General features: G+C 69.2%; 19 protein-coding genes. 4 read left to right on the top strand and 15 right to left on the bottom strand.

Annotated elements, in window-relative coordinates; translation table 11 throughout:
• Position 1: 1 nt before the first annotated feature.
• The 5 genes from OID54_RS20150 to OID54_RS20130 form a co-directional block, all read right to left on the bottom strand.
• Positions 2-247 (bottom strand): hypothetical protein, encoded by a 246-nt coding sequence (locus OID54_RS20150; protein WP_329021449.1) that lies wholly within the window; start codon positions 245-247, stop codon positions 2-4.
• Positions 244-489 (bottom strand): hypothetical protein, encoded by a 246-nt coding sequence (locus tag OID54_RS20145; RefSeq protein WP_329021448.1) that lies wholly within the window; start codon positions 487-489, stop codon positions 244-246. The genes OID54_RS20150 and OID54_RS20145 overlap by 4 nt, the downstream gene beginning before the upstream one ends.
• A gap of 147 nt (positions 490-636) precedes the next feature.
• On the bottom strand, positions 637-1,392 hold the full coding sequence (gene cobM, locus OID54_RS20140) for a precorrin-4 C(11)-methyltransferase (protein ID WP_329021447.1): 756 nt from the start codon (positions 1,390-1,392) through the stop codon (positions 637-639).
• On the bottom strand, positions 1,389-2,702 hold the full coding sequence (cbiE, locus tag OID54_RS20135; RefSeq protein ID WP_329021446.1) for a precorrin-6y C5,15-methyltransferase (decarboxylating) subunit CbiE: 1,314 nt from the start codon (positions 2,700-2,702) through the stop codon (positions 1,389-1,391). Before cbiE ends, cobM begins: the two co-directional genes overlap by 4 nt.
• Before the next feature lie 137 nt (positions 2,703-2,839).
• Positions 2,840-3,660, bottom strand: a protein-coding gene (locus tag OID54_RS20130; protein ID WP_329013717.1) for an IS5 family transposase whose coding sequence is annotated in 2 segments (ribosomal slippage) — positions 2,840-3,300 and positions 3,300-3,660 — 822 coding nt in all. Because the reading frame shifts where the segments join, the coding sequence is not laid out codon by codon here.
• A gap of 53 nt (positions 3,661-3,713) precedes the next feature.
• Here OID54_RS20130 and OID54_RS20125 point away from each other — a divergent pair.
• Complete coding sequence (locus tag OID54_RS20125) at positions 3,714-4,145, top strand: GNAT family N-acetyltransferase (protein WP_329027654.1); 432 nt, start codon at positions 3,714-3,716, stop codon at positions 4,143-4,145.
• A 16-nt stretch (positions 4,146-4,161) separates the two neighbouring features.
• Positions 4,162-6,831, top strand: coding sequence for an alanine--tRNA ligase (alaS, locus tag OID54_RS20120; RefSeq protein ID WP_329021445.1), 2,670 nt, complete (start codon positions 4,162-4,164; stop codon positions 6,829-6,831).
• 113 nt (positions 6,832-6,944) lie between these two features.
• On the opposite strand, the gene OID54_RS20115 is transcribed toward alaS, so the two are convergent.
• The 8 genes from OID54_RS20115 to cas3 form a co-directional block, all read right to left on the bottom strand.
• Positions 6,945-7,190, bottom strand: a complete 246-nt coding sequence (locus tag OID54_RS20115) for a hypothetical protein (protein WP_329021444.1) — start codon at positions 7,188-7,190, stop codon at positions 6,945-6,947.
• Positions 7,187-7,501 carry a hypothetical protein gene (locus OID54_RS20110; protein WP_329021443.1) on the bottom strand — a complete coding sequence of 105 codons (315 nt, stop codon included), beginning with the start codon at positions 7,499-7,501 and terminating at the stop codon, positions 7,187-7,189. Before OID54_RS20110 ends, OID54_RS20115 begins: the two co-directional genes overlap by 4 nt.
• A 256-nt stretch (positions 7,502-7,757) precedes the next feature.
• Positions 7,758-8,558, bottom strand: a complete 801-nt coding sequence (gene cas6e / locus OID54_RS20105) for a type I-E CRISPR-associated protein Cas6/Cse3/CasE (RefSeq protein ID WP_329021442.1) — start codon at positions 8,556-8,558, stop codon at positions 7,758-7,760.
• A 6-nt stretch (positions 8,559-8,564) separates the two neighbouring features.
• A complete protein-coding gene (cas5e, locus tag OID54_RS20100) occupies positions 8,565-9,416 on the bottom strand; it encodes a type I-E CRISPR-associated protein Cas5/CasD (RefSeq protein WP_329021441.1) in 852 nt (283 codons plus the stop codon).
• Positions 9,413-10,597, bottom strand: a complete 1,185-nt coding sequence (gene cas7e, locus OID54_RS20095) for a type I-E CRISPR-associated protein Cas7/Cse4/CasC (RefSeq protein ID WP_329021440.1) — start codon at positions 10,595-10,597, stop codon at positions 9,413-9,415. The genes cas5e and cas7e overlap by 4 nt, the downstream gene beginning before the upstream one ends.
• Complete coding sequence (gene casB, locus OID54_RS20090) at positions 10,597-11,253, bottom strand: type I-E CRISPR-associated protein Cse2/CasB (RefSeq protein ID WP_329021439.1); 657 nt, start codon at positions 11,251-11,253, stop codon at positions 10,597-10,599. The genes cas7e and casB overlap by 1 nt, the downstream gene beginning before the upstream one ends.
• Positions 11,254-11,516: 263 nt before the next feature.
• Positions 11,517-13,352, bottom strand: a complete 1,836-nt coding sequence (gene casA / locus OID54_RS20085; protein WP_329021438.1) for a type I-E CRISPR-associated protein Cse1/CasA — start codon at positions 13,350-13,352, stop codon at positions 11,517-11,519.
• A gap of 87 nt (positions 13,353-13,439) precedes the next feature.
• Positions 13,440-16,505, bottom strand: a complete 3,066-nt coding sequence (gene cas3, locus OID54_RS20080; RefSeq protein ID WP_329021437.1) for a CRISPR-associated helicase Cas3' — start codon at positions 16,503-16,505, stop codon at positions 13,440-13,442.
• 803 nt (positions 16,506-17,308) lie between these two features.
• Between cas3 and OID54_RS20075 the strand changes: the two genes are divergently transcribed.
• Positions 17,309-17,845 carry a hypothetical protein gene (locus OID54_RS20075; RefSeq protein WP_329021436.1) on the top strand — a complete coding sequence of 179 codons (537 nt, stop codon included), beginning with the start codon at positions 17,309-17,311 and terminating at the stop codon, positions 17,843-17,845.
• Positions 17,846-17,903: 58 nt separating this feature from the next.
• Here OID54_RS20075 and OID54_RS20070 read toward each other — a convergent pair whose 3' ends face one another.
• Positions 17,904-21,119, bottom strand: coding sequence for a cytochrome P450 (locus tag OID54_RS20070; RefSeq protein WP_329021435.1), 3,216 nt, complete (start codon positions 21,117-21,119; stop codon positions 17,904-17,906).
• 169 nt (positions 21,120-21,288) lie between these two features.
• On the opposite strand from OID54_RS20070, the gene OID54_RS20065 reads away from it, so the two are divergent.
• Entirely contained in the window at positions 21,289-21,912 is a 624-nt protein-coding gene (locus OID54_RS20065; RefSeq protein WP_329021433.1) for a TetR/AcrR family transcriptional regulator, read from the top strand.
• A 117-nt stretch (positions 21,913-22,029) separates the two neighbouring features.
• Here the strand turns inward: OID54_RS20065 and OID54_RS20060 are convergent, their stop codons facing one another.
• Positions 22,030-23,661: an MFS transporter gene (locus OID54_RS20060; RefSeq protein ID WP_329021432.1), complete on the bottom strand. Its 1,632-nt coding sequence runs from the start codon at positions 23,659-23,661 to the stop codon at positions 22,030-22,032.
• Positions 23,662-23,738: the final 77 nt, after the last annotated feature.

Below are 23,738 nucleotides of genomic sequence, written 5' to 3'. Positions count from 1 at the left end.
CTCACGGTGGAGGTATCAGCCGGACCGCCGTCACCTTGAGGACCGATTGGGCCACGTAGTACACGACGATCACCCCGGCCACGATCGCCTGGCGGCGGTCCTTCTCTCCGCCCACCGGGTGGGATCTATGGCCGTACGGATCCCTGCCGAGCGTCCGGAACATCTCCGTCCGGAACTCGTGGGCCGACTGCATGTGCTTCAGCGCCGTGTCCGCCACGGGCGCATACGCGATCTCGTACCGGCTCATGGGTTTTCCTGGTCGCGTGCTCGAAGCTCGGCGAAGGTCTCGTCGTCCTCCGGTTCGGAGGCGATCCGCACGATCCACTCTCGCAGGACTTGTTCGATCGTGTGTACGTTCGCGGAGAAGACCTCGTCGAGGAACTGTTTCCGGGCATCGTCCGGGAGAACGTCTCGAATGCCCGCCACCGTAGCGGGCACGCTGACCTTCTCACCACCGCGGATGGTCCACAGCCTGTCGCCTTCAGCCATCATCGGAAACCTTCCCGTTCAGGAACAACGCCCCCTGCCAAGCCTGTTCTCGGTGGCAGGACGACGACTTCCCCGATCGTGGTCGGGGCACGCCCGGTCATGCGCTGTCGGTGTCCCAATGTAGTGAGTCGAGGCTCTGACCACCCGTCAGCAGGCGTGTTCTCCGCGCTCTCGTTCCGGCGAGTACAGATGGCTGTCCCTGAACTGTTCGGCGCCCAGGGTGCGGCCGACCATGATGACCGCCGTGCGCAGGATGCCCGTCTCCTTCACCTGGGCCGCGATCGTCTCCAGCGTGCCCCGCAGGATGACCTCCTCCGGGCGGGAGGCGTACGCCACCACCGCGGCCGGGCAGTCGGCGCCGTAGTGCGGGAGGAGTTCGTCCACCACCCGATCCACGTAACGCATCGCAAGGTGAAGCACGATCAGCGCGCCGCTGCGGCCCAGGGTCGCCAGGTCCTCGCCTTCCGGCATGGGGGTGGCGCGTTGGGAGACGCGGGTGAGGATGACGGTCTGGCCGACGGTGGGCACGGTCAGTTCCCGCTTGAGTGCCGCTGCCGCCGCCGCGAAGGCCGGTACGCCCGGGATGACCTCGTACGGAATTCCCACGGCGTCCAGGCGGCGCATCTGTTCGGCGACCGCGCTGAAGACGGACGGGTCGCCCGAGTGGAGGCGGGCCACATCATGGCCTTCTTCGTGGGCTCGGACGACTTCGGCGACGATCTGGTCGAGGTCGAGTTGGGCGGTGTCCACGAGTCGGGCGTCCGGTGGGCACTCGTCGAGGAGTTCGCGGGGCACCAGGCTGCCCGCGTACAGACAGACCCCGCAGGCGGCGAGGGTACGGGCGCCGCGCACGGTGATCAGGTCGGCGGCCCCCGGGCCTGCGCCGATGAAGTACACGGTCATCTGTGGTCTCCCATGACGGATGAGGGTTTGGTGACGGTCCATTGCGTGACCGGCATGGCCTGGCGCCAGCCGGTGAAGCCGCCGACGGGTACGGCGTGGGCGACCGCGAGCCGGACGAGTTCGCCGCCGTGGCGCCGGTAGCGGTCGGCGAGCAGCGCCTCCGATTCCAGTGTCACCGTGTTGGCGACGAGCCGCCCGCCCTCTGGCAGTGCTTCCCAACAGGCGTCGAGCAGGCCGGGTGCGGTCAGTCCGCCGCCGATGAAGATGGCGTCGGGCACGGGCAGGTCCGCCAGCGTCGCTGGGGCTCGGCCGGTGACCACGCGCAGGGCGGGCACCCCCAGCCGATCGGCGTTGCGGCCGATGCGTTCGGCGCGTACGGGGTCGCGTTCGATGGTGATCGCCTGGCAGGACGGGTGGGTACGCATCCACTCGATGGCGATCGATCCGGAACCACCGCCGATGTCCCACAGCAGTTCACCGGGCGCGGGCGCGAGTGCGCCGAGTGTGGCCGCGCGGACATGGCGCTTGGTGAGCTGGCCGTCGTGTTCGTAGACGTCGTCGGGCAGGCCGGGTACGGCTCCGATGTGCGGGGTGTCCGGCGCGCGGACGCATTCGACGGCCACGATGTTGAGGGCGTCCGCGAGCGAGTGGGTCCAGGTGTCGGCGGTCGCGGTGGTCGATGACTCGGACGGGCCGCCGAGTCGGGCGAGTACCCGCATCGGGCTCGGTCCGTAGCCGTGTTCGCGCAGCAGGTGCGCGACCTCGTCGGGGGTGTGTGCCCCGGCGCTGAGCACCAGCAGTCGGCGTCCGTGGTGCAGTGCGGCGGCGAGCCGCGCAACGGGACGGCCGACGGCGGTGATGACCTCGGTGTCCTCCAGTGGCCAGCCGAGTCGGGCGCACGCGTACGACACGGACGAAGGGTGCGGCAGGACCCGCAGTCCACCCGGGCTTCCGCCCCGACTTCCTTCCGGACCTCCGTCCAGTGCGGCGCCGCCCAACTCCTCGGTGAGCGCGCGCCCGATCCCGTAGAACATGGGGTCGCCGCTGGCCAGGACCACGATCGCGCGCCCGCGGTGGGCAGCGAGCAGCCCGGCGACGGCCGGGCGCAGCGGGGAGGGCCAGGCGACCCGTTCGCCGGCGCAGTCCGGTGGCAGCAGTTCCAGTTGACGCGGGCCGCCGATCAGCACCTCGGCCCCGAGGAGCGCGGTGCGCGATGCCTCGGGCAGCCCTTCCCAACCGTCGGCTCCGATGCCGACCACGGTGACCGCGGGCGGGTGCACGGAGGAGGCGTCGTCGGCTGCTGATGTCACGGCGTGTCCCGGTGGTGGAGTGGGTGAGCGGTCCGACCGCAGGGGCCTGACATGCCGGAACTCTACTGTCCGCCCCCTTCGCCACCTCGGTCAGGTGAGCACCCCCCGTACCCTTATTGCATTGCTTCTTAGAGGAGCTAACACAATGCCTGGACTCGTCTGTAGGTGATCACGCAGCAGGCGAGTTTCAGGAACGCTTCGTGGATGTCGTCGCGGATGTCCCAGCGGATCCGTAGCCGTCGGAAGCCATGAATCCAAGCGTTCGTGCGCTCGACGACCCACCGAACAGTGCCTAGGCCGGAGCCGTGGGGCACGCCCCGGCGAGCGATGACTGGTTTGATGCCGCGCTTCCACAGCAGTCGGCGGTACTTGTCGTAGTCGTAGCCTCGGTCGGCGAACAGCTGCCGGGGACGGTGGCGTGGCCGGCCGGTGGTCCCGCGGATGCGGGGGATCGCGTCGAGTAGGGGCAGTAGCTGGGTGACGTCGTGGCGGTTTCCGCCGGTCAGGGTGATGGCAAGCGGTGTGCCGACGGCATCGGTGATGATGTGGTGCTTCGAGCCGGGCCGGGCGCGGTCGACCGGGCTCGGCCCGGTTTTGGGCCGCCCCGACGGGCTTGGCGGTGCGAGCCGTCGATCACCGCCCGGGACCAGTCCAGCTTCCCCGCGCGATGCAGTTCGGTGAGAAGCAGCTGGTGCAGCCGGTCCCAGACACCGGCCTCGTGCCAGTCCCGCAGCCTCCGCCAGCACGTCATTCCGGAGCCGAACCCGAGCTCCTGCGGCAGCCACTCCCACTGGATCCCGGTGTGCAGCACGAACAAGATGCCCTGCAGGCAACCGCGGTCATCAAGCGGCAGCCGCCCCGGGTTGCACGACCGGCGCTGCCTGACCGGCAGCAGCGGCTCGACCCGCATCCACAGGTCGTCCGACACCACCCACGGCGGACCATTCCCCTTCCCCATACCCCGCCCAACGATCCGCCAGGGGAAGAGGACATGGCTTCCACCACAGCTTTCTGTTAGCTCCTCTTACTGGCAGAGATCCCGGATTCCGCTACGCACTGGCCTTCGACACCGACGGATCGACGGTGGGGTTCGCCACCGCCTGGACCGCACCGGAAGCCTTCCCCATGGGCCGCTGCTATCCGCAGGTGCACACTGCGCTGGGACCGGTGCGCACCGGCGCGTGGCTGTGCGGTGCGATCGAGGTCGATGAACTCGCCGTGGTCCGGCGTGCGCGTGGCCGCGGCGTGGCGCGAGCACTGCTGGATACGGTGACGGCGGACGCGCCGGACGGCAGGAGTTGGCTGCTGACGTCCGTACGCGCCGCCGACGCCCTGCGTTTCTACCGGCGCGCAGGATGGCGGCAGGTCACCCATCCCGCGCCCGATGGCAGGAGCGTGGCGGTCTTCCTCGGTCCGCGCCACCCGGCCAACACCCCCCACTGACACCTCTGGAGCAACCGTGCGTACCGCTGAAGTCCGGACCCGCTTCCTCGACTACTTCGCCGAGCGCGGCCACACCGTCGTCCCCAGCGCACCCCTGCCCACACCCGACCCGACGCTGCTGTTCGTCAACGCGGGAATGGTCCCCTTCAAGCCCTATCTGACCGGAACGGCAGAGCCTCCCTGGCCGCGGGCGACGAGTGTGCAGAAGTGCATCCGCACCCTCGACATCGAGGAAGTCGGCAAGACCACCAGGCACGGTTCGTTCTTCCAGATGAACGGCAACTTCTCCTTCGGCGACTACTTCAAGGAACAGGCCATCGCCTACGCCTGGGAACTGTCGACGAAACCCCTCACCGACGGCGGGTACGGACTGGACCCCGACCGCATCTGGGTCACCGTGCACCACTCGGACGGCGATGCGCGCGGGCTGTGGCGGCAGCTCGCCGGGCTGCCCGACGAGCGGATCGTGGCCCGTGGCGACGAGGACAACTTCTGGTCCATGGGCGTCCCCGGCCCCTGCGGTCCCTGCTCGGAGCTGTACTACGACCGCGGCCCCGCACTCGGCCGTGAGGGCGGTCCTGAGGTCGACGAGGACCGGTACATGGAGTTCTGGAACCTTGTCTTCATGCAGTACGAACGCGGCGAGGGCCCCGGCAAGTCCGGCTATCCCATCCTCGGCGAACTGCCGCGCCGCAACATCGACACCGGCATGGGCCTGGAACGGATGGCGACCCTCCTCCAGGGCGTCGACAACCTCTACGAGATCGACGAGACCCGCCCGATCCTGAACCGGGCGGCGGAACTCGCGGGCGTACGGTACGGGGCCGATGAACAGGCCGATGTACGGCTGCGCGTGGTCGCCGATCACGTCCGCACCGCCCTGATGCTCCTCACCGACGGCACCACCCCAGGCAACGAGGGCCGGGGCTATGTCCTGCGCCGCATCCTGCGGCGGGCGGTGCGTTCGATGCGTCAGCTGGGTTACGAGGACCGGGCGCTGCCGGAACTGCTGCCGGCGGCCCGGGACTGCATGGCGGCGAGCTATCCCGAGGTCGCCGAGGTGTACGAGCGCAGCGCGGACCAGGCAGACGCGGAGGAGGACGCGTTCCGGGCCACCCTGCGACAGGGCACGACGGTGCTGGACACGGCGGTGGCGGCGGTGAAGGACAGCGGCGGGCGCTCACTGCCCGGCGCACAGGCGTTCCTGCTGCACGACACCTACGGGTTCCCCATCGACCTCACCCTGGAGATGGCGGCCGAGCAGGGCATCGAAGTCGACCGCGAGGGCTTCACGGCCTTGATGGCGGCCCAACGCGAACGGGCCCGCGCGGACGCCCGCGCCCGCAAGGGCGCCGCCCCGCTGGACACGGCGGCCCTCCGCGCCGTCCTGGACGAACACGGCCCCACCGACTGGCAGGCGTGGTCCACGCTGACCACGGACTCCCGGGTGCTGGCGGTGCTGGGGCCCGACGGCCCGGTGAAGGCGGCCAGGGCCGGTGCGGTGGTGACCGTACTCCTCGACCGCACCCCCTTCTACGCCGAGTCGGGCGGGCAGGAGAGCGACGCCGGCCGGCTGACGGGGGCCTCGGTCGAGGCGGACGTGCTGGACGTCCAACGTCCGTTGCCCGGTCTGGTCGCCCACCAGGTCCGAGTCACCGCGGGCGACCTCGCCCCGGGCGACACCCTGCGCGCGGCCGTCGACGCCGATTGGCGCCTGGGCGCCCGCCAAGCCCACTCGGGTACGCACGTGCTGCACGCCGCACTGCGCGAAGTCCTCGGCCCGACCGCGCTCCAGTCCGGCTCGTACAACCGCCCCGGCTATCTCCGTCTCGACTTCCCCTGGCGCGGCGGGCTGTCACCCCTCGTACGCGGTGACATCGAGGAGGCGGCCAACCGAGCGCTCAGGCGCGACCTGCCGGTGGGCGTGGAGTGGATGACCCTGCCGGAGGCCAAACGAAAGGGCGCGCTGGCGCTGTTCGACGAGACGTACGGGGAGAAGGTGCGGGTCGTCGAGATCGGCGGCGAGTGGTCGCGGGAGCTGTGCGGCGGTACCCATGTGGAACGGTCGTCACAGATCGGGGTGGTGTCGCTGACCGCGGAATCGTCGGTGGGGGCGGGGATGCGCCGGCTGGAAGCGGTGGTGGGCTTGGAGGGCTTCGACTATCTGGCCCGCGAACGCGACCTGGTCAGCCGCATCGCCGAACAGGTCCCGGGCCCGCGCGCCGAACTCCCGGACCGGATCGAGGCCATCCTGTCCCGTCTCAAGGCAGCGGACCGTGAGAACGCCCGCCTGAAGCGGGAGGCGGCACTGTCCCGCGCAACCGACCTGGCCGCATCCGCCGAGAACCTCTCCGGCACCCTGCTCGCCACCACCTTCATCGACGGCACGGCCTCGGACGCCCGCGACCTGTCGCAGGCGATCCGCGATGCCCTGCCGCGCACCGAACCGTCAGTGGCGGCGGTGGCGGCCCGTACGGAGGGCAAGGGCATCCTGGCGGTGGCTCTCAACACCCGCGCCCGCGAACTGGGCCTCTCGGCGGGCACTCTGGTGAAGGCGGCACTACGGGGTCGGGGCGGCGGCTCGGCGGAATCCGCCCAGGGGGGCGGGGTGCGGGCGGACGAACTGGACGCGGTGCTGGCGGTGTTGCGCACGGCGGTGACGGAGGGCACCTCGACGGACGAGTAAGGCGGGGCACCGGCTCTGGCCTCGCCGTCAAGGGTGAGGCCGGGGCCCGGGGCCGACTGCGCGCGGTGTGCGGGGGTCCAGCTGGACCGCGCAGGATGGTGGCGGGTCCCGGGTCAGTCCGTGTGGACGATGGAGACGACCGTGACCGTCAGGACCGTGACGCTCACCCAGTAGTCCGTCACCGTCCCCGCCAGTACCGCCCGGCGTTTGTCCAACAGGTCGTCCACCGGTCTGCCGTGGATGTACGGGGTGCCGGCGAGGTGGCTGATCTCCTGGCCGAAGCGGGCGCGGCGGTCGCAGCTCATCTTCTTCAGGGCGTCGAACGCCACATCCGTGTACGCGACGCGAAGTGTGCTCACTCGGTACCCACCCCACCCGGGCCGAAATACTCGGACACCTCTTCTGCGGAGATGAGGCCGGAGTGGTCGCCCCGGGCCAGGCGCTTGAAGATGGCTTCCTTGGCTGCGAGCAGGTCGGGGCGGGTCTTCTGGGCCCACTCGGCCATCAGTACGAACAGGTCCTCGGCGGCGGCGTCGCCGAGTTCGGTGTCGAACGTGATGCGCAGATCGGGCGGGAGTGCCGCCCGTACGCCGTTGATGGTCGCGGGCAGTTCGACCGGACTGCCGTCCAGGTAGGTGCTGAAGGTCCGACCCGACTTGATCTCGGCCATCTGTTCCTCGTTTCCATATGTCCTTGTGAAACTACCCCTCCTGCAACGTGCGTTACCGCGGACATCTCCACACATGGAGAAGAGGTTCGATCCCCAACAGCGGTTGCAGAGGGGGACGGTCAGTACCTCCAGCTCCGTGAGGGGCCGGACGTATGGGGCCGCGGCTCGCCGTTCGGACGGATCAGCGCGCACATGCCGTGCCGGAGTCGGCGAGCCGCCGCGGTGCTCGGTCCACGAGCCGGTGCAGATCCTCCACTCAGCCCCTGGGGTTTCCAGGGAGCGGGGCCAAGGTGAGCAGGCCGCAGCCGTACGCCTTCGATGGGCCGATGCCTCCGAGGAGTCGGGCCGTGAAGAGATCGGGGTCGACAACGCGTAGACGGCCCTCGAAGGTCGCCGTGTGGAAGGTGACCCGTGGGCCGCGGCCGTTCTTGGCGAAGGAGTGGCGGCTGCGGTCGGTGATGCGGACCTCCCGGGCCGAGGGGGCCGACTCGGGCCGGGCGTGGGCGTCGTCGGGCGGTGGTGGGAGGGTTCCGGGCGCCGGTGGGTCGGTACGGGCCTCGGGGACGGCGAAGCCCCAGCGCTCGGTGCGCGTCAGGAACCAGTCGAGTTGGGCCGCGGCCGTGCGGTGGGCCAGCCGGAAGCCACGTACCCGCTGATCGTCGGTCGCCGCTTCCAGGCGGGAGCGTTGCGCCGCGGTGGGATTCACCGGGGACGCGGAGTTCTGTACGGGGTTGGCCGTCAGGCGGAACGCGAACTCCCGGCCCGTCGCGATCTGGTCGAGCAGCGGTGCATAGTCGCGTACGGCCGCGTGTTCACCGTCGGCGTCCGGCCATCCCGCCTGTTCGACGATATGGGTCCAGTCGGGCTTGGAGCGGGTGAGGACGAAGAGGTACGGCCGGTGCGGGTCGTCGGCGTCGAGCCGCCACAGCAGTCGTTCCGCATCGGCGGCGCCCGGCACTCCTCCCATCACCGCGCCGTGCAGGGCGCGCGGGTTCGAGAGCAGTCGGCGGCTCTCCGCCCGGAGGGGATTGATCCTGATACGGGATAGATAGGTCATGGCAGGTCACCAGCCCAGCAGGGCGAACGGGTCATGGCCGGCGCTTGTGGCGCCGTCGTCCGTGGCGCCCTCGGGGTCGAGGTCGTCGGTGCGCGGGAAGCCGGTGGGGATGCTGAGCCAGCCATGCCGTACACGACGGCTGGTGAAGCGGCGGGCGCGAGGGTCGAAGGAGACGGGTGCGTCGTGCAGTACGTCATCGCCGTCCGGGTCTTCGACGGTGACCGAGCGGTCGACGCGTGCCGGGTAGAGGGAGCCACTGCTGCCCCGGTCTCGACCCCACTGCTTGGCGTACTGCTCACGGGCTCGCCGGGACGCCTGCCAAGGCTCCGCCCGAAGCGCTTCCTCCAACTCGGCCGCGCGCAATCCGAGGGAGATGGGCTGCGTCGGCGGGCAGGAGCGGCGGCCGAGGGCAAGGGGGAAGGCGGGCGCGCGCACCGCACCGTCCAGGCCGGTCAGTAGTTCGCGCGGGCCGGCGACGGCGGCGAGGAAGACGGCGTCCTGGAGGTAGTAGCGGGTGGTGACATGGGTGTTCTTCGCCGGTGCCGTCGGCTTCTGGATCCCCTTGGCGGTGACCCCGGCCTGGGGCAACGGGCGGCCCCGGTAGTCGCTGACCGTGTGGTAGTCGCGCAGCAGAGTGCCCGGCTGGTCCACGCGGACGCCGAGACGCAGCGGCAGCAGTTCGTCCAGAGGGTCTTCACGGGCGTATCCAGCGGCGGCGGCGAGTAGTCCGATCACACCGGACTTGGTGGGCTCGGCGCCCGTCTCCCGACGGTTGAAGGCGCTGCGTGAGCCCCACGCTTGAAGGGGCCCGGCCAATCTGAGGAGCAGGACCGCCGGGCGCTCGTGAGGACCGCTCATCGTGCGGCCCGCTGGGGGACTTGGGCGAGGTGGGACCGGACCCGGGACAGGAGTTCGGGGAAGGCGATCGCTTCGCCGAAGGCGCTCTCCAGCAGCTTCGCCGTGTCGTCGGACTCGTCGAAGGTGTGGCAGAGGGCGGTGAGCGCGGGGGTGTCGCCCCAGGCCCTGACGGCTCTGGCGTGCTCCTGGGCAAGGCTGCGAGCGGAGGCGGCGGCGATGCCCGAGGGGACGGCGATGGGCTCCTCGAAGGCGGAAACCAGGTTGACCGGCTGGTCGGTGCGTACGACGACGGCGACCAGGCTGGGCAGTGTGCGGTGGGCGAAGGAGTTGCCGTAGCCGGTGGGCATGGAGCGGGCGAAGGAGGTGAGGAACTCCCCCACGGCATTGATCGTCGCTTCCTCGTCGGAGAGGTTCGCGCGGAGCTGGTGGAGCCCCACCGACGCATAGCGGTAGAGGGTCGCGGAGTTGAAGCCGATGGTGCCGATCATGCCGGCGCCGGTCTCCTCCCCCTTCTTCTGCTCGTCGTCGACGGCGGTGAAGTAGTCGAACTCCAGCTCCACCGCATGGGTCGACAGGGCATGTGCCACCTGGGTCGCGGCGTCGACGTTCAGGGCGGGGATGTCGGCGACCATCCGACCGAAGAGGGCGACGTCCACGGGGTGCCCGGAGCTGAACTTCTCCTGCACCGGGAGCTTCTTGATCTCCTCGGCCAACGCGGTGTCGTCCAGCACTGCGAGTTTCGCGACCCGGTCGCGTACGAGGGAGGCCACGGCGGCGAGTTGGCGGCGGCCGTAGAAGAAGAGATAGGCGGTGTCGCCCTCCTTCTTGCCCGCGCTGATCTTCAGCGGTGCGAGCAGGGCGTTCGCGAGACGGGCCGCAGTCTGGGCATCGCAGGTGTCGCCGTCGGCGATCTGCTCGGCCAGCGCGGCGGCCACCCGACGGGTACGGGTCGCCAGGTCCTGCCGGGGCAGTCGCTCGGTGAAGTGGGTGCGGGTGGCACGCTTCCACGCCTGGGAGGAGACCCGGGAGCGACGGACCCCGCCGAAGTACGCCTCCTTCGGATTGCCCTGGTCATCACGGTTGAGATTGGCGGGCGGGACGGTCTGAAGGATGTGAATGTCGATGTAGGTACGGGACGCGGGGAGCGCCATGGGGTCCTCCGGGGTGTTCTCGGCTCGCATCACAGGGTCGATGGCGCGGATGTGGTGGCGACGCCCTCGCCGTTGCGTCCGGCGCCAGGTTGGTCCTGTGAGGAGGGACCCCAGGCGTGGTAGGCCAGCCCCCATTCGCGGCGCACGCGCTGCCGGTGTTCGGGGTGGCTCCAGCGCCAGACGTCCGACATCAACTGGTCGTAGTCGATGGGCTGTTGTACGGACCTGAGCTGGGTGATCAGTCCGCGCAGTCGATAGAGCAGGGCCGGGACGGCAGTGGTGTGCACGGCGGCGGCGACACGGCGGTCCACCGCCTCTTCGCTGAACCGGCCACTGCGATGGAGGGCGCGCAGTGCGGCACCTATGGTGATGCCTCGCCGGTGCATGGGGACGCTCTGACTCTGCTGGTGAAGACCGTAGAGGGCGAGTGCCGCGTGTTCCGCCTCCAGTTCGCGGGTGACCCGGCCGTCGACGGGTGAGGTGTAGTACCGCCAGAGGGCGGGGACGGTTGCGGCCGGGCGCCCCAGCCCGGAGCGGAGGGCGGCGAGGTCCTCACCGGCGGCGCGGAGCTCGGACCCGGTGAAGGCGTCCCTGCGCCAGTTGCCGTCTCCGGTCACATGCTGGTTCCAGTAGCGGCGGGCGACCCGGGCGGTTGTATCGGTATCGGCGCGGGCATTGGTGGGCACTGCGGTCGGTCCCCCTTCGATCGGTCTGACTTGTGGGTGGTTCTGGTTGTTCGGGAAGGTGTTGTTCGGGCACAGGTCGGTTGGCGGTCATGCCGGCTGGTCATGCCGGCTGGCTGTGCTGACACCGGGCCGGCGCTGGCCAGCTCTGGTGCACGGGTACGGGTACGAGTACAGGTACGGGCTTGGGCGGGGCGCCCGAGGCATGGCCGGGATTCAGACCCCCACCGCTGCCATCCCTGTCGAGCGCCCGGAAGGCGTTGGGGTCATTCGACACGGGGACGCGGATGACGTCCTTGCGCCGCTCTCCGCGGAAGGATCTTGTTCAGCTTGATGCGGAACGCCCGTTCAGCCGTGCTGAGACGGTGCACGATCTCCTTGCCCTCCTTGCCCTCCTTGCCTGCCTTCCGACCGGTGAAGAGTCCGGGGGAGGCGGTGGCGAAGACCTGCTCTGCGACTGTCCAGGTGAGCTGTCCGGCCTTCTGTTCCCATGCCGACCAGCCCGGCTCGAACCGGCCGGCCCCACCGTCTCCGAGTCCCGGTCCCTGCCCGTCGTACACGTCACCCTCGTTGTCACCCCCCTGCGCGGCGCGATCCGCGGCTTCGTCGGCCTTCCGTAGACCGACCAGTAGTCGGCGCACCACGGGATCGAGGGCGTGCAGCAAGGTGTCGCCTGGGCGCTGTCCCTTGTCCCAGGGGATCGGATCGCTACCGGCCGCACGCCGTAGATCAGCGGAGAGGTGGTTGACGGCTGTCGCAAGCTCCTCCGCTTGGTTCACGACCTGGAGCAGGACCTCACAGACCTCACCCTCCGGGTCCAGTGCGGCAAGCGGCAGGGGGAGTTCATCGAAGAAGACGTCCTCGATGACCGCCGACTGGTTGCCGTAGACGATCCCCGTCAGCTCGACCTGGAGGGGGTACGCGTTCGACATACGGTCCGCGGTCTCGGCGAGGTTGCCGAGGAGAGCGCTGGTACGGAACCCGGCGGTCTTGGTGGTCGCGTCCCGGTGCTCGGTGACACTGCCGAGGGCCAGCAGTGCGCCGAGACCACGCCAGGCGGCCTGCCCTGGGCGGTGCTGGCGTGGCCGTTCGAGCGCGGGGGACTTGGTGCTCTTCGGTGAGGCCGCCGCCTTCTTGGGTCGGGCCGGGATGCGCGGTGTGGTCCAGGTGGTGTGCGGCTCGATGTCAGGGGTCACGGTCAGTCGGTCGCCAGCGGCGACGATCACCCTGGTGACCCTGGTCCCATCAGGGGTCTCCTCCGGGACCAGCCTGATCCTGCGCGACTGCCACGTCCATAGATCCAGCAGCCCACGGGCCGGGCGGGTGTGCCACACGGCCGTGGCACAGGAGTCCTCCGCCCGGACGTCCCGGGACCGTCCGCGCCACTGCGGCTGATCGGTGGAGAGGAGCGCCTGCCCGAACGGGATGTTCAACAGCAGCGTTTCGTAGACCGTCCTTCCCCGGGGCAGTACGACACCGAGTTGTCCCAGCGGCCCCGTTGGATTGCCCGTCGTCTTGCCGGCCTTCATCAGCGGGTCGCCGACCGCGCCGGTCTTGATGGCCGCGGTGTCCCAGCAGTGGGTGTGCAGCAGCCAGCGGGCGGCCTGCGCCGGGGTCAACTCCAGTGGATCGCCCTCCGTGCGCGAGGAGAACAGCGGCACGTTGTTGCCCGTGGCCGCCGTCGCCACCAGCAGCGCCGAACCCTTGGTCTCGTCCTTGCCGGTCCTGAGGTCGGCGACCTGGCCGAAGGGGTGCTGGGCGTCGAAGAGGTCGAAGAGGTGCCGGTGTTCGTCGAGGTAGTCGTTCAGTTTGGCGCGCTGTACCGGGGTGAAGGCCGCCGCCTCGAACAAGGCGGCCCATTCGCCCGCCTTCGTGGGCCTGCCCAACGCGTCGACAACGATGGGCAGAAGCACTTGCCGGTAGAGCGCAGGCTTCTGTGTGGGCAGGTCGACGACGAGGTCCTGGAACCGATCGGCCTCCAGCAGCAGCCGGCGTACTCCGATGTCCTCGACCGCCTCGGAGCCGCCGCACACGGCTCCATCACCATGGCGCACGGGCAGCCATGGCTCATCCAGCAGATTGAACAACTTGGTTCCCCCCAAGCACTGCCTCTCCCTGTGAGGCGGCAGTAACTCTACTCATTCACAAGGGATTTGGCAGGAAGTTTGCATATTGTCGTAAAGTCCCGCTCACCGTGCGGGTGTACCCGCTATGGGCCGTTCCTCGACCAGGCCCAGCATGTGGTCGTAGCGGAGTATTCGGTCGGCGAGGGGTGCCGAGCGGTGTTCCGCGTCAAGGACGAGGGCGGGGCTATAGCGCAGGCGGGGATGGCTGAGCCAGCCGGGCAGCGGGGGCAGTCGTACGGCCGCGTCCGTGTAGCGGGGCGGCAGACGGACCGTACCGCCGAGGACATCGTCGAGTTGTTCGTCGGACACCTCGCCGTTCACGGTCAGGGCGCGGCCGGAAAGCGTGCGGTAGGTCTCGCCGTCCCGGACGACGAGGATCACCTCCGTACTGGGTGCACCGTCGCGGACCACGGCATCGAGATCGGTGTCCCGGCCGCCCCCGGGTACCGATGCGTAGTGCAGGCCCGCGAGGGTCTCGCCCTCGCGGTCACCGGCCCGGGTGAGGAGGAAGCCCGCGGCCTTCGCGGCCCGCTTGCGCTGCTCGGTCTCCCACTCCGCCCGGAACTCCTGTGCCGCGGTCCGCCATGAAGGCAGGATCAGGGAATCGTCCGGCCCTGACTCGATGCTCGTGGTGTCCGCTGCCGCTTCGGCGTTCTGCACGTCTTGGATGAGCCTCGGAGGGAGGTCGTAACAGTCGGCGACGAGCGTGGGCACCTGCGAAGGGATGCTCCAAGGAACGGCACGGCCGACAGCATCGAAGACCTGGGCGGCCGTGCGGAGCAGCAGATGCCGTCCGTAGATGAACTCGGACCCGCCATGGAACCGCGGCAAGGACTCCTTACTACTCAGGTCGTGTTCAAACCCGGTGATCACCACACGCGGATCGCTGAGGCGTTCGGGTCGACTGGTGCCGTTGTGTCGGTGGAGGCGGCCGATGCGCTGTAGAAGGAGGTCCATGGGGGCGAGATCGCTGATGAGCAGATCGGCATCCACATCGAAGGACTGCTCGGCGAGCTGGGTCGCCACGACGATCAACCGCCGAGGACGTGAGGTCTCGACGGCCGAGTCACCGGGCGCACCGAGCAGCCGCAGACAGGCCGCGGTGCGATCGGCTCGGGCGTCGACGGCGAGTCGTGCGTGCAGCAACAGCACATCGTCACCGAAGTGGTCGCGCAGTGCGGTGTGAAGGGTTTGGGCGCGCTCGACGGTGTTGCGGATGACAAGCGCACAGCCTCCGGCTCCGACCTCACTCCGGAGGAGTTCCACGACGGCGGCGTTGGCGTCCGCCAGCGCAGCCTGGCGGTCCTCGACGGAGGTCTGTGGGGTGGGGATGCGCTCGGGCAGCAGCTCTACGGCAACCTTCAGATCGTCGCGCCAACCCGTCCCGCTGTCCACGTCATAGCGCGGTCCCGAACCGTCCGGGGCCGTCCAGACCGCGGTGACGGATGGATAGCCGAGCGGGTCGGGCAGAGCCTCGGCGGTGAACTCCTCGCGGGTCGACGCCCCGGCGAGATAGGCGTCGACGAGCTCACGGCGCTGCGCAGGCGGGAGGGTCGCCGACAGCAGGACGACGGGGGTGCCGGCCTGCCCGAGCCACCGCAGCCCCTCCCTGAGGAACTGGGACATATAGACATCGGCGGCATGGACCTCGTCCAGGACGACGACCTTGCCGGCCAGTCCGGCCATGCGCAGCATCACATGCTTGGTGCGGGTGGCGGCGAACAGCAACTGGTCGATGGTGCCCACGACGAAGGGGCAGAGCAGTCCGCGTTTGGCCCCGAGGAACCACTCGGCAGGACCGCGTGGCCGGGGACATCCCTCGGCCGTCGGGGTGCGGCCGTCCGGGTCGTCGTCATGACAGTCGCCGTACTCGTCGACCCCGAAACGGGCGTCCGGGTCGCCCGAAGCGCCCTCCAACAGCTCGCGCCACTCCTTGTTGAACATCCGCTTGCCGTGCAGCAGCGCAACCCGGTCGGCGAGATCGGCGTCGATGGCCCTGGTCCAGGCGCGTACGTTGCTGAACATCGGGTCGCTGGTGGCCTGGGTGGGCATCCCGACAAAGACGCCGTCAGCGCCGAACCTGGCGGCGAGGATCTCGGCGGCCATCAGCGCCGCCTTCGTCTTGCCCTCCCCCATGGGCGCCTCAACGATCAGCAGCCCCGGAGCCTCCATACGACGGGCCGCATCCATGACGAGGATCTGCGACGGTCGGGCACCATGGCCGAACCGTTCGGCAAACACCTCGGGCCCGGGAAGGGTGAGTTGGCCCCAGCCACCGGACAGGCGCAACGACTTCCAGGCATCGGCCGCTCGCTGCCGCGCATGGTCAAAGGTCAGGCGCTCAAAGTCGTCAACGCCCTGGAAGTGGTGTTCGTCGCTGGCGATCCAATCGGCCATGACGATCAGGCCGCTGAGGTGGAGCTGATCGGCACGTGATGGCATGTGCTGCGGTTGCACCGCGGCGAGATCCTGGAACCCCAACTGCTCGGTGAAGTGCCGTAGTAACGCGGACTGCACCGCGGGCCAGGGATCGCGCCCCACGAGGTCGCGGGAGTTCGGCTTGGTGGCGTGCAGCCCGGGGAACGCGCCGTGATGTCCTGCGACGAGCGGCCACACCCACTCGATGTGCTCCTCCTGCCACCCACCGACGGGCAACAGCCGCCACAACAGATGTGCTCCGGCCCGGTCGTGTCGCCAGCGGCTGCTGTCGACCACATGCCTGTTCCACTGGAGCCCCGCAGCCCGAACAGCCTGCGCGCCCTTGGGCCACAGTCGCTGGAACGCGGGAGTGGCCTTACCGATGTCATGAACCCCGCAGAGCCAACTGAAGAACGCCCGTCCACTGCCCTTCCCGCCGCCGCTCGCGGTGTGATCGAGCATGCGCCGGGTGGCGGGGGCGAGATAGGTGTCCCAGAGCTGTTCGGCAACGGCAGCGGTGTCAAGAAGGTGCGACAGCAGAGGATTGGCCGTCCCCCCGGCCTTCTCCTCGGACTTGCCCCAGAGGAGGTGGAGGTAGCGGTCGGGGTCGGGGACGATCGCGCCAACGGGAAGGGTGTGCGCGGCGCTGGGGCGACTACCGGGTAGGACGGGGTCGCTGCCTTCCGTGCCCTTGAAGTTCGATCCAGACATGTCGCCCCCTTCACCCTCGGTAGGTTGATTCCGGAGCCTAAGACGCAACACTGACAGCCGACGGGAGTTGACCGTTCTTGTTCACTTGGATGCCAGGTGAGATCGATGGGGACGGATGGACCCTGTCTTGAGCTGGCAGGCATGGAAGGGAAAAGCGACGATGAGCGGGGCCGGGGCAGCTGGGATACCGACCGAATGAAATGCTCCGAGATCGCTAGAATCACCGCAGGTCAGAAAGTGTGGTCCCCGTAGGCGCGGGGGTGGCCCCCGCAGTACGTCCGGTCACGGTGGCGCGCTCCCGTGGTCCCCGTAGGCGCGGGGGTGGCCCGGAGCCCTGGTGATCTGCTCCCACACTCCCGCAGTGGTCCCCGCAGGCGCGGGGGTGGTCCCATCGGCGCGATAACCCACACCATGTGCCAAGGGTGGTCCCCGCGATGCGGGGTTGATTCCGACCTCGGGGAGATGAGCGACGTCGACGCACCGTGGTCCCCGCGATCGCGGGGCTTGTGTCGGGCGGGCCGGCGGCAAGCTTCATCGGCGGGTCGAAATGCCCCTACACGAGGGCGAGTTCACCGCACCCTGCTCGCGTACCGGGCCGGTAACAAATCCCCATAGGCCCACCTCCGCGTCCCGTAGCACCGATATGTTCACCATCCCCCCATATTCTGAACACACCACCCGTACGAGGGGATCGGCGGATGAGCCAGCAGTACCCGGAGCCCGAGCGGACGCAGCCGGGCGGGCCTCAAGCGCCGTATCCGTATCCGTACCCGTATCAGCCACCGCCTCCCGTCAGGAAGCGCATGTCCCTGTGGGCGATCGTGGGCATCAGCGGGGGCAGTCTGTTCGCTTTTGTGACGCTTCTTGCGATCATCGGCTCCACGGCCGACGACGACAAGGGGACCGTGGCCAGTGAGGCCAAGGTCGTTGAGGCCACGGTGACGGTCACGGCCGCGGGGCCGACGGCGACCGTGACCGTCACCGCGAAGCCGGCCGAGCCGAAGAAGGCCGTGGCGCCCAAGCCCACGCCGTCCTCAGCTCCGCCCAAGCCGACCCCGCCGAAGCCGGCCGAGGCGCCGAAGAAGAAGTCGGCGCCCAAGGCCAAGCAGTACGGCGACGGCGACTACATCGTCGGCGAGGACATCCCTCCCGGCACCTACACCAGCAAGGGCGCGGCGCCCGGGCTGTTCGAGCTGTGCACGATCACGACCGAGCCCACATCGGACGCCAAGTTCCCGCAGTTCAAGACCGCGAACGCCAAGGAGCGGGTCATCATCATGCTGACCAAGGCGGATGGGGTCGTCACCGTTCAGGGCTGCGAACCGCTGACGCGACGCTGAGCCCGTAGCCGGGACAGGGGTCAAAGCCGGCACCGGGGCCCGGGGCAGCGCCCCCGGCTCACCTCGTCCAGACGTCCTCCACATAGCGGTTCGACGTCATCAGAGCGCTCAGCCACTCCTCCGCATCGGACGGACTCGCACCCGTACGGTCCTGATAGATCGTGCGGAAGGCGTCCCGTACCCCCGGGGCCATCGCGCGGCCGTCCCCGCAGACGCGGATGTGGGCGCCCGCTTCGAGCAGGGTCCAGATCTCGTCAGCCTCGCACGCGATGCGGTCCTGGACGAAGCGCATGCCGTCGCGTGGGGTTCCCGAGTGGACTGGGCGCATGCTGACCGCTCCCATGCTTTCGGCCGCTTCGAGTTCATCGCGGTGGAGGTAGTCGACGTCCGGGTGGTCGCAGCCGAAGTAGCAGAGCAGCGGCGCCCGATAGAGGGGGACGGCCGGTACGTTCGCACTGCCGGAGACCGCCAGCGCCCGGTCTGCGATCAGCGCGCGGAAGGGGGCCAGGCCCGTACCGGCGGCGATGGCGATCACCGGGGTCGTCGGGTCGGACGGTGGGCGGAAGGGCTCCTGGCAAGGGGCGATCCTGCCGTCCACGACATCCCCTGGTTCCTGGGCGGCCAGATAGGCGGCGCCTGCGCCGAGCCAAGTGCCCTGCCCGCCGCGGTGCGGTACGGGCGCCGCCGCCACCATCAACTCCACCGTGTCCGGGGCCTGCGCCGCGGACGAGGAGATGGAGTAGTGGCGCATCCGCATGAGGGCGAGGACGTCGAGCAGTTCGGGGAGCGTGGGACGGCAGGAGACGAAGCGTTCCAGCAGGTCAGGGATGGTTGCGGTGGACCCTTCGGGCAGGTGCTCCAGACCGATCCGATCGGGCGGGCAGGGGGTGAGCGCTGCCAGGGCCCTGATCTGGCGTCGGGTGGCGGGCTGGCCGAGTTCGACGAAGTGGGTGAGCAGCGCCCGTACGCTCAGGGGTTGGTCCACCGGTAGCGGTGGGTTCTCGATGGCCGATGACAGTTGGACGACGCGGTCGGGGTCGAGTCCCAGAAGTGCGGTCGTACGGTCCACCAGGGCGGCCGGATTGACCGGGCGTACCAGTAGGTGATCGCCGCTGCGGTACTCCGCGCCCTCCGGGAGGCGCAGGCGCAGAAAGCGCTTCGAGCGGCCCGTCGGGTGTGTCAGATCGCAGAGTTCGCCCGTGGCCAGGACCAGTAGTGGTTGGAGGTCGTCGGTCGGCGGGAGCGGGCCTTCCGGGCCGGACATGACCTCGATGGTGTAGCGCGTACCGGCCGGTGTGTCGTCCACTTCGCCGGGCAGGCCGTAGCGGTCGAGCAGGGTCGACCACACGTGCTCGCTCCAGCGGTCGGTTTCCGCTGCGACATCGGCCGAGACGTCGACGGCCGCCCGTGGTGCGATGGCGGTTCCACCTGCGGCGGCGAGGTGTTCGTCGATCAGGGTGGGGATGCGTTGGTAGGTCGCGGGCCAGTTGCGGTCGCCCACTCCGAGGACTGCGTACGGTACGGCGGGGAGCCCGGTCGGATCGTTGTTCTCCAGCCAGTTGACGAAGCGTGCCGCGTCATCGGTGGGGCGTCCGTTGTAGGAGGCGGCGACGATCAGCACCGGGGCTTCGGGGTCGAGTCGGCCGACGGCGTCGTCGAGTTTCTGCACGGTGGTGGTGAAGCCGTGGCGGGTGCCCTGCTGCGCGAGCCCGTCGGCAAGGCTCCGGCAGGTGCCGAGGTTGGAGCCGTAGAGCACGGTCAGGGTGGTGCCGCGCGCCCGCAACCCCGTCGTGGTGGGTGGCGCTTCCGGGGTCGTCGGGGCCTGGGTGGTGGTCGTCGCGGGTCGGCGTTCGTCGTTGGTCCGTCGTACCGGGGTCAAGGAGAAGCCGTCCGGCTTGAGCGTCAGCGTTTCCTTGATCTTGAGCTGGTAGTCGTCGTGGTCGCGCAGCCGATAGCGGTGGACGATCAGCCCGAGGATCAGTGTGGCCTCGTGGAGGGCGAATTGGCGTCCGATGCAGGAGCGTTCGCCGTTGCCGAAGGGCTTGTAGAGGTGGGCCGGGCGCTGTTCCATGCGTTCCGGTGTGAAGCGGCTCGGGTCGAAGAGTTCGGGGTTGTCCCCCCAGGCCGGGTCGCGGTGCAGCATCGGTGTGATCACGACCGCGTTCTGTCCGCGCCGCAGTGGATATCCCCGGCCGATGTGGGTGTCCTCCAGGGGTTCGAGGGAGAACGCGGGGGCGGTGGGCCATAGGCGCAGGCTCTCGTTCAGCACCTGGCGCAGATAGGTGAGCCGTCCGACGTCCTCGTACGAAGGGTGGGGGCCGGGGTCGTCGCCCCACAGCGCATCGGTTTCGGCCTGGGCCGCGGCGAGGACTTCGGGGTGTTTGAGCAGGTAATAGAGGGCGAAGGAGAGTGCACCGCTGGTGGTTTCGTGGCCGGCGATCAGAAAGGTGATCACCTGGTAGCGGATGTTGGTGTCGTCGAGGGTCTCGCCGGTGTCCTTGTCCGTCGCTTGGAGCATGAGGGACAGGAGGTCATCGGGTGCCGAGTCGTCGAGCGTCCGGCCGGTGAGCTCCCCGCGGCGGCGGCGCACGATGTCGTCGACGAGTTCGTTCATGGCGGTGATGTCGGCCTGGTGGCGCTTCTCGGATTTCGCGTAGAGGAAGTCGAGTCCGGGGATGTGTCCGAGTTTCTTCTGTGCGTGGGCGAGGGCACGGACCATCGTGGAGATGAAGGGGTGTTCCTCGTCGCCGCCGAAGCAGTCGAAGTCGTAGCCGAATCCGCACAGGCCGATGGTGTCCAGGGTCAGTCGGGTCATGTCATCGGCGACGTCGACCGGAGTGCCGGTACGTGCGTCCCAGTTGGCCAGAAGACGTTGTGCCGCGAGCAGCATCGTGGGGTGGTACGCCCGGAGGGCGTTGAAGGAGAACGCGGGCATCAGGATGTTGTGTGCCTTGCGCCAGTTCGGCTCGTGGTCGAGGGCGGTGAAGAGGCCGTCCCCGCCGAACTCCCGGACGGTCGCGAGGTCGTCCACCGACTTGCGGAACCTGGTCTCGTCACACAGTTCGGCGACGAGGTCGACGCCGGACACCATGAGGCTTTCGCGGCTGAATATCCGCAGGTTGTAGATCGGTCCGAGGGCTCGTGCCTCGTCCATGGCGAACTGGGTGAAGGAGTCGGTCGGCACCCGCAGCGCATGGCCGATGACCGGGATGGCCCCGCGTTCGGGTGCCGCTACCGGGGTCGTGGTCGGTCGGCGGAGTGTCGTCGAATTCATCGGTCTCTGCCCCTCGTGGTCCTCGTTGGTCCTCAGTGGTGGCAATGCGTGGCACGCACAGCGGCTCACGGCGGTTCACCACCCGCCCCGCATTCACCATACAACCGACTTTGTCAGGTGACAATGTCGAGTGACATGAACACTTGACCGTGTCGATATAGTGGCTGGTATGGCACATGTGACCGCCGCGGAACGGCGCCCTCAGCTCATCGCCGCCGCCATCGAACTCATGGCGCGGGAAGGCGTCGCGGCGGGCAGTACACGCGCCATCGCCGCCGAACTGGGCGTGGCACAGGCGACCGTGCACTACACCTTCGGCACCAAGGCGGACCTCTATCGCGCAGTGCTGGAGTCGCTGACCGAGGGGCTGATCAGCGGGGTGCAGGAGGGCGTGCGGAATGCCACCAGCCTGGAGGAGGCCCTCGGGGCCACGGCCGAGGTGTTCTGGGCGGACGTGTGCGAGCGGCCCGAGCTCAATCTGCTCTGGTTGGAGCTGATCGCCTTCGCGCTGCGGCGGCCGGAGCTATGCGAAGTGGTGCACAAGTACCAGCAGGACATCACGAACATCGCCGTCACCGCGCTCGTGGACACGGCACAGCGCACGGGGCTTCAGTACGCGACGCCGCCGAAGGAGTTGACCCGCTTCCTTCTGGCCGGGCTCGATGGACTGTGCATGGGTGTGCTGATGGAGGGCGGCAGCGGGGCGCCCGGCGCGCACACCCGCAGGGCGCTGGACCAACTGATCGCGGCAACCGTGGACCTGGCCCACGAGGGCACCGGCCGCGGGGCTTGATCAGGGCTGACGCCCTCGAACGGACTCCATGCCGACGGCCCGCTCTCAGCAGCAGAGCGGGCCGTCGGCCTTCAGGATTCACCGGCGGTGGAGCCGCGCGGCGAGGGACCAGTGATCTCAGGCGTCCACCGAACCGTCCGCCGCGCCTGCGGTGGTGGGGGTGGCGGAAGTGCTGCCGGACGGACCGGCGGGGTTTCCGCCGGACGGCTCCTTGGCCGCCCCGCCCGTCTCCTTGGCCGCCCCGCCCGTCGCGGACTCCGGGAGATCCTGCTGCCTGCCCGCATTGATCATGGTCAGGGTGATCACCAGGGCCACCACGAAGAGTGCGGCCCCCACCGTGAAGGCCGTGGTGTAACCGTGGGTCAGCGCATCGGCCGCCCGCGCCAACAGCGCCTGGTCACCTGCTGCCGCGCCCCGGTACAGCGATCCGGCCGCATCGGGCAGCCGGTCGTCGGCGGCGACCGTCGACACGGTGGTCAGTACGGCCAGCCCCAGCGCGCCGCCGACCTGCTGTGCGGTGTTCAGCAGCGCGGACGCGATGCCGGTGTCCTGCGGACGTACGCCACTGACCGCCCCGAGCGTCATGGGCACGAAGCCGGAGCCCAGTCCCAGACCGGTGATGAACATCGCCGGAGCGAGATGCGTCGCGTACGACGAGCCCGGCTCCAGGGCGCTGAACCAGAGCATGCCGACCGCGGCGACCAGGAGACCGGGGGCGGCTATCTGCCGTGCCGAGAAGCGGCTGATCAGCTTGGAGCCGAGGCCCGCTGCGATGGCCATGCCCATGCTGAACGCCAGATAGGCGAAGCCGGTCTTGACCGGGCTGTAGCCGAGGATCTGCTGCATGTAGAGGGTGAGGAAGTAGAAGGTGGCGAACATGCCGGAGCCCATGAACAGCATGGTCAGGAAGGCACCCGAGCGGCTGCGGTCCTTGAACAGGCGCAGCGGCATCATCGGGTACTCGGTCCGGGCCTGGAGCATCAGGAAGACCACGAGCAGCACGGCGGCAGCGGCGAAGGAACCCAGGGTGAGGGAGTCCGACCAGCCGTGCTCACCGCTGCGGGTGATGGCGTAGACGAGGGCGATCAACCCGCCGGTGCCGGTGATCGCGCCGGGGACGTCCAGGCTTCCGCGGTTGCGCTCGCCCTCGGCGAGGACACGGGTGCCGGCCAGGATCGCGATACCGATGGGGATGTTGACGAAGAAGACCCAGCGCCAGTCGAGATAGTCGGTGAGGATGCCGCCGAGCAGCAGACCCACCGTGGAGCCAAGACCGGCCATGGCGGCATAGACGCCCATGGCCTTGTTGCGGGGCTTGCCCTCGGGGAAGTTCGTCGCGATCAGGGAGAGCGCGGTGGGCGCTGCGATGGCCGCACCGACGCCCTGGAGGACGCGCGCCCCGATCAGCAGTTCTTCATTGGGTGCCACTCCTCCCAGGAGGGAGGCGAGGGTGAAGACGACGATGCCGACCTGGAACATCCTGCGGCGCCCGAAGAGATCACCGGCTCGGCCGCCGAGGAGCAGCAGACCGCCGAAGGCGAGGGCGTACGAGTTCACGATCCAGGCGAGCGTGGAGGCCGAGACGTCGAGATCGGCCTGGATGCTGGGCAGGGCGATGTTGGTGATGGTGCCGTCGAGGACGACCATCAGCTGCGCCGCGGCGATGACGATGAGCGCGAGCCCTAGGTGTGGATGGACGCCGGAGGGCGGTGCGGCCTTGTGGCCCGCGGCCGTGCTGTCGCTGGACATGGTTCTCCCGGTGGGTTCAGGGGGCGCCGCTGAAGCGCCACCAGGTAAAAGTAGACAGGTGTTTAGTTTTATTTCTC

The sequence above is a fragment of the Streptomyces sp. NBC_00690 genome (assembly GCF_036226685.1).
Classification (GTDB): domain Bacteria; phylum Actinomycetota; class Actinomycetes; order Streptomycetales; family Streptomycetaceae; genus Streptomyces.
This window is presented reverse-complemented; position numbering and strand designations above follow the sequence as displayed.

What these genes read in the sequence shown, in the direction of transcription:
- OID54_RS20145 (WP_329021448.1), bottom strand. Translation starts at nt 489, where the DNA reads ATGGCTGAAGGCGACAGGCTGTGGACCATCCGCGGTGGTGAGAAGGTC.
- cas7e (WP_329021440.1), bottom strand. Translation starts at nt 10,597, where the DNA reads ATGCGAGCCGAGAACACCCCGGAGGACCCCATGGCGCTCCCCGCGTCC.
- cas6e (WP_329021442.1), bottom strand. Translation starts at nt 8,558, where the DNA reads ATGACCTATCTATCCCGTATCAGGATCAATCCCCTCCGGGCGGAGAGC.
- OID54_RS20110 (WP_329021443.1), bottom strand. Translation starts at nt 7,501, where the DNA reads ATGGCCGAGATCAAGTCGGGTCGGACCTTCAGCACCTACCTGGACGGC.
- cas3 (WP_329021437.1), bottom strand. Translation starts at nt 16,505, where the DNA reads ATGTCTGGATCGAACTTCAAGGGCACGGAAGGCAGCGACCCCGTCCTA.
- OID54_RS20070 (WP_329021435.1), bottom strand. Translation starts at nt 21,119, where the DNA reads ATGAATTCGACGACACTCCGCCGACCGACCACGACCCCGGTAGCGGCA.
- OID54_RS20065 (WP_329021433.1), top strand. Translation starts at nt 21,289, where the DNA reads ATGGCACATGTGACCGCCGCGGAACGGCGCCCTCAGCTCATCGCCGCC.
- OID54_RS20150 (WP_329021449.1), bottom strand. Translation starts at nt 247, where the DNA reads ATGAGCCGGTACGAGATCGCGTATGCGCCCGTGGCGGACACGGCGCTG.
- OID54_RS20075 (WP_329021436.1), top strand. Translation starts at nt 17,309, where the DNA reads ATGTCCCTGTGGGCGATCGTGGGCATCAGCGGGGGCAGTCTGTTCGCT.
- OID54_RS20060 (WP_329021432.1), bottom strand. Translation starts at nt 23,661, where the DNA reads ATGTCCAGCGACAGCACGGCCGCGGGCCACAAGGCCGCACCGCCCTCC.
- cobM (WP_329021447.1), bottom strand. Translation starts at nt 1,392, where the DNA reads ATGACCGTGTACTTCATCGGCGCAGGCCCGGGGGCCGCCGACCTGATC.
- cas5e (WP_329021441.1), bottom strand. Translation starts at nt 9,416, where the DNA reads ATGAGCGGTCCTCACGAGCGCCCGGCGGTCCTGCTCCTCAGATTGGCC.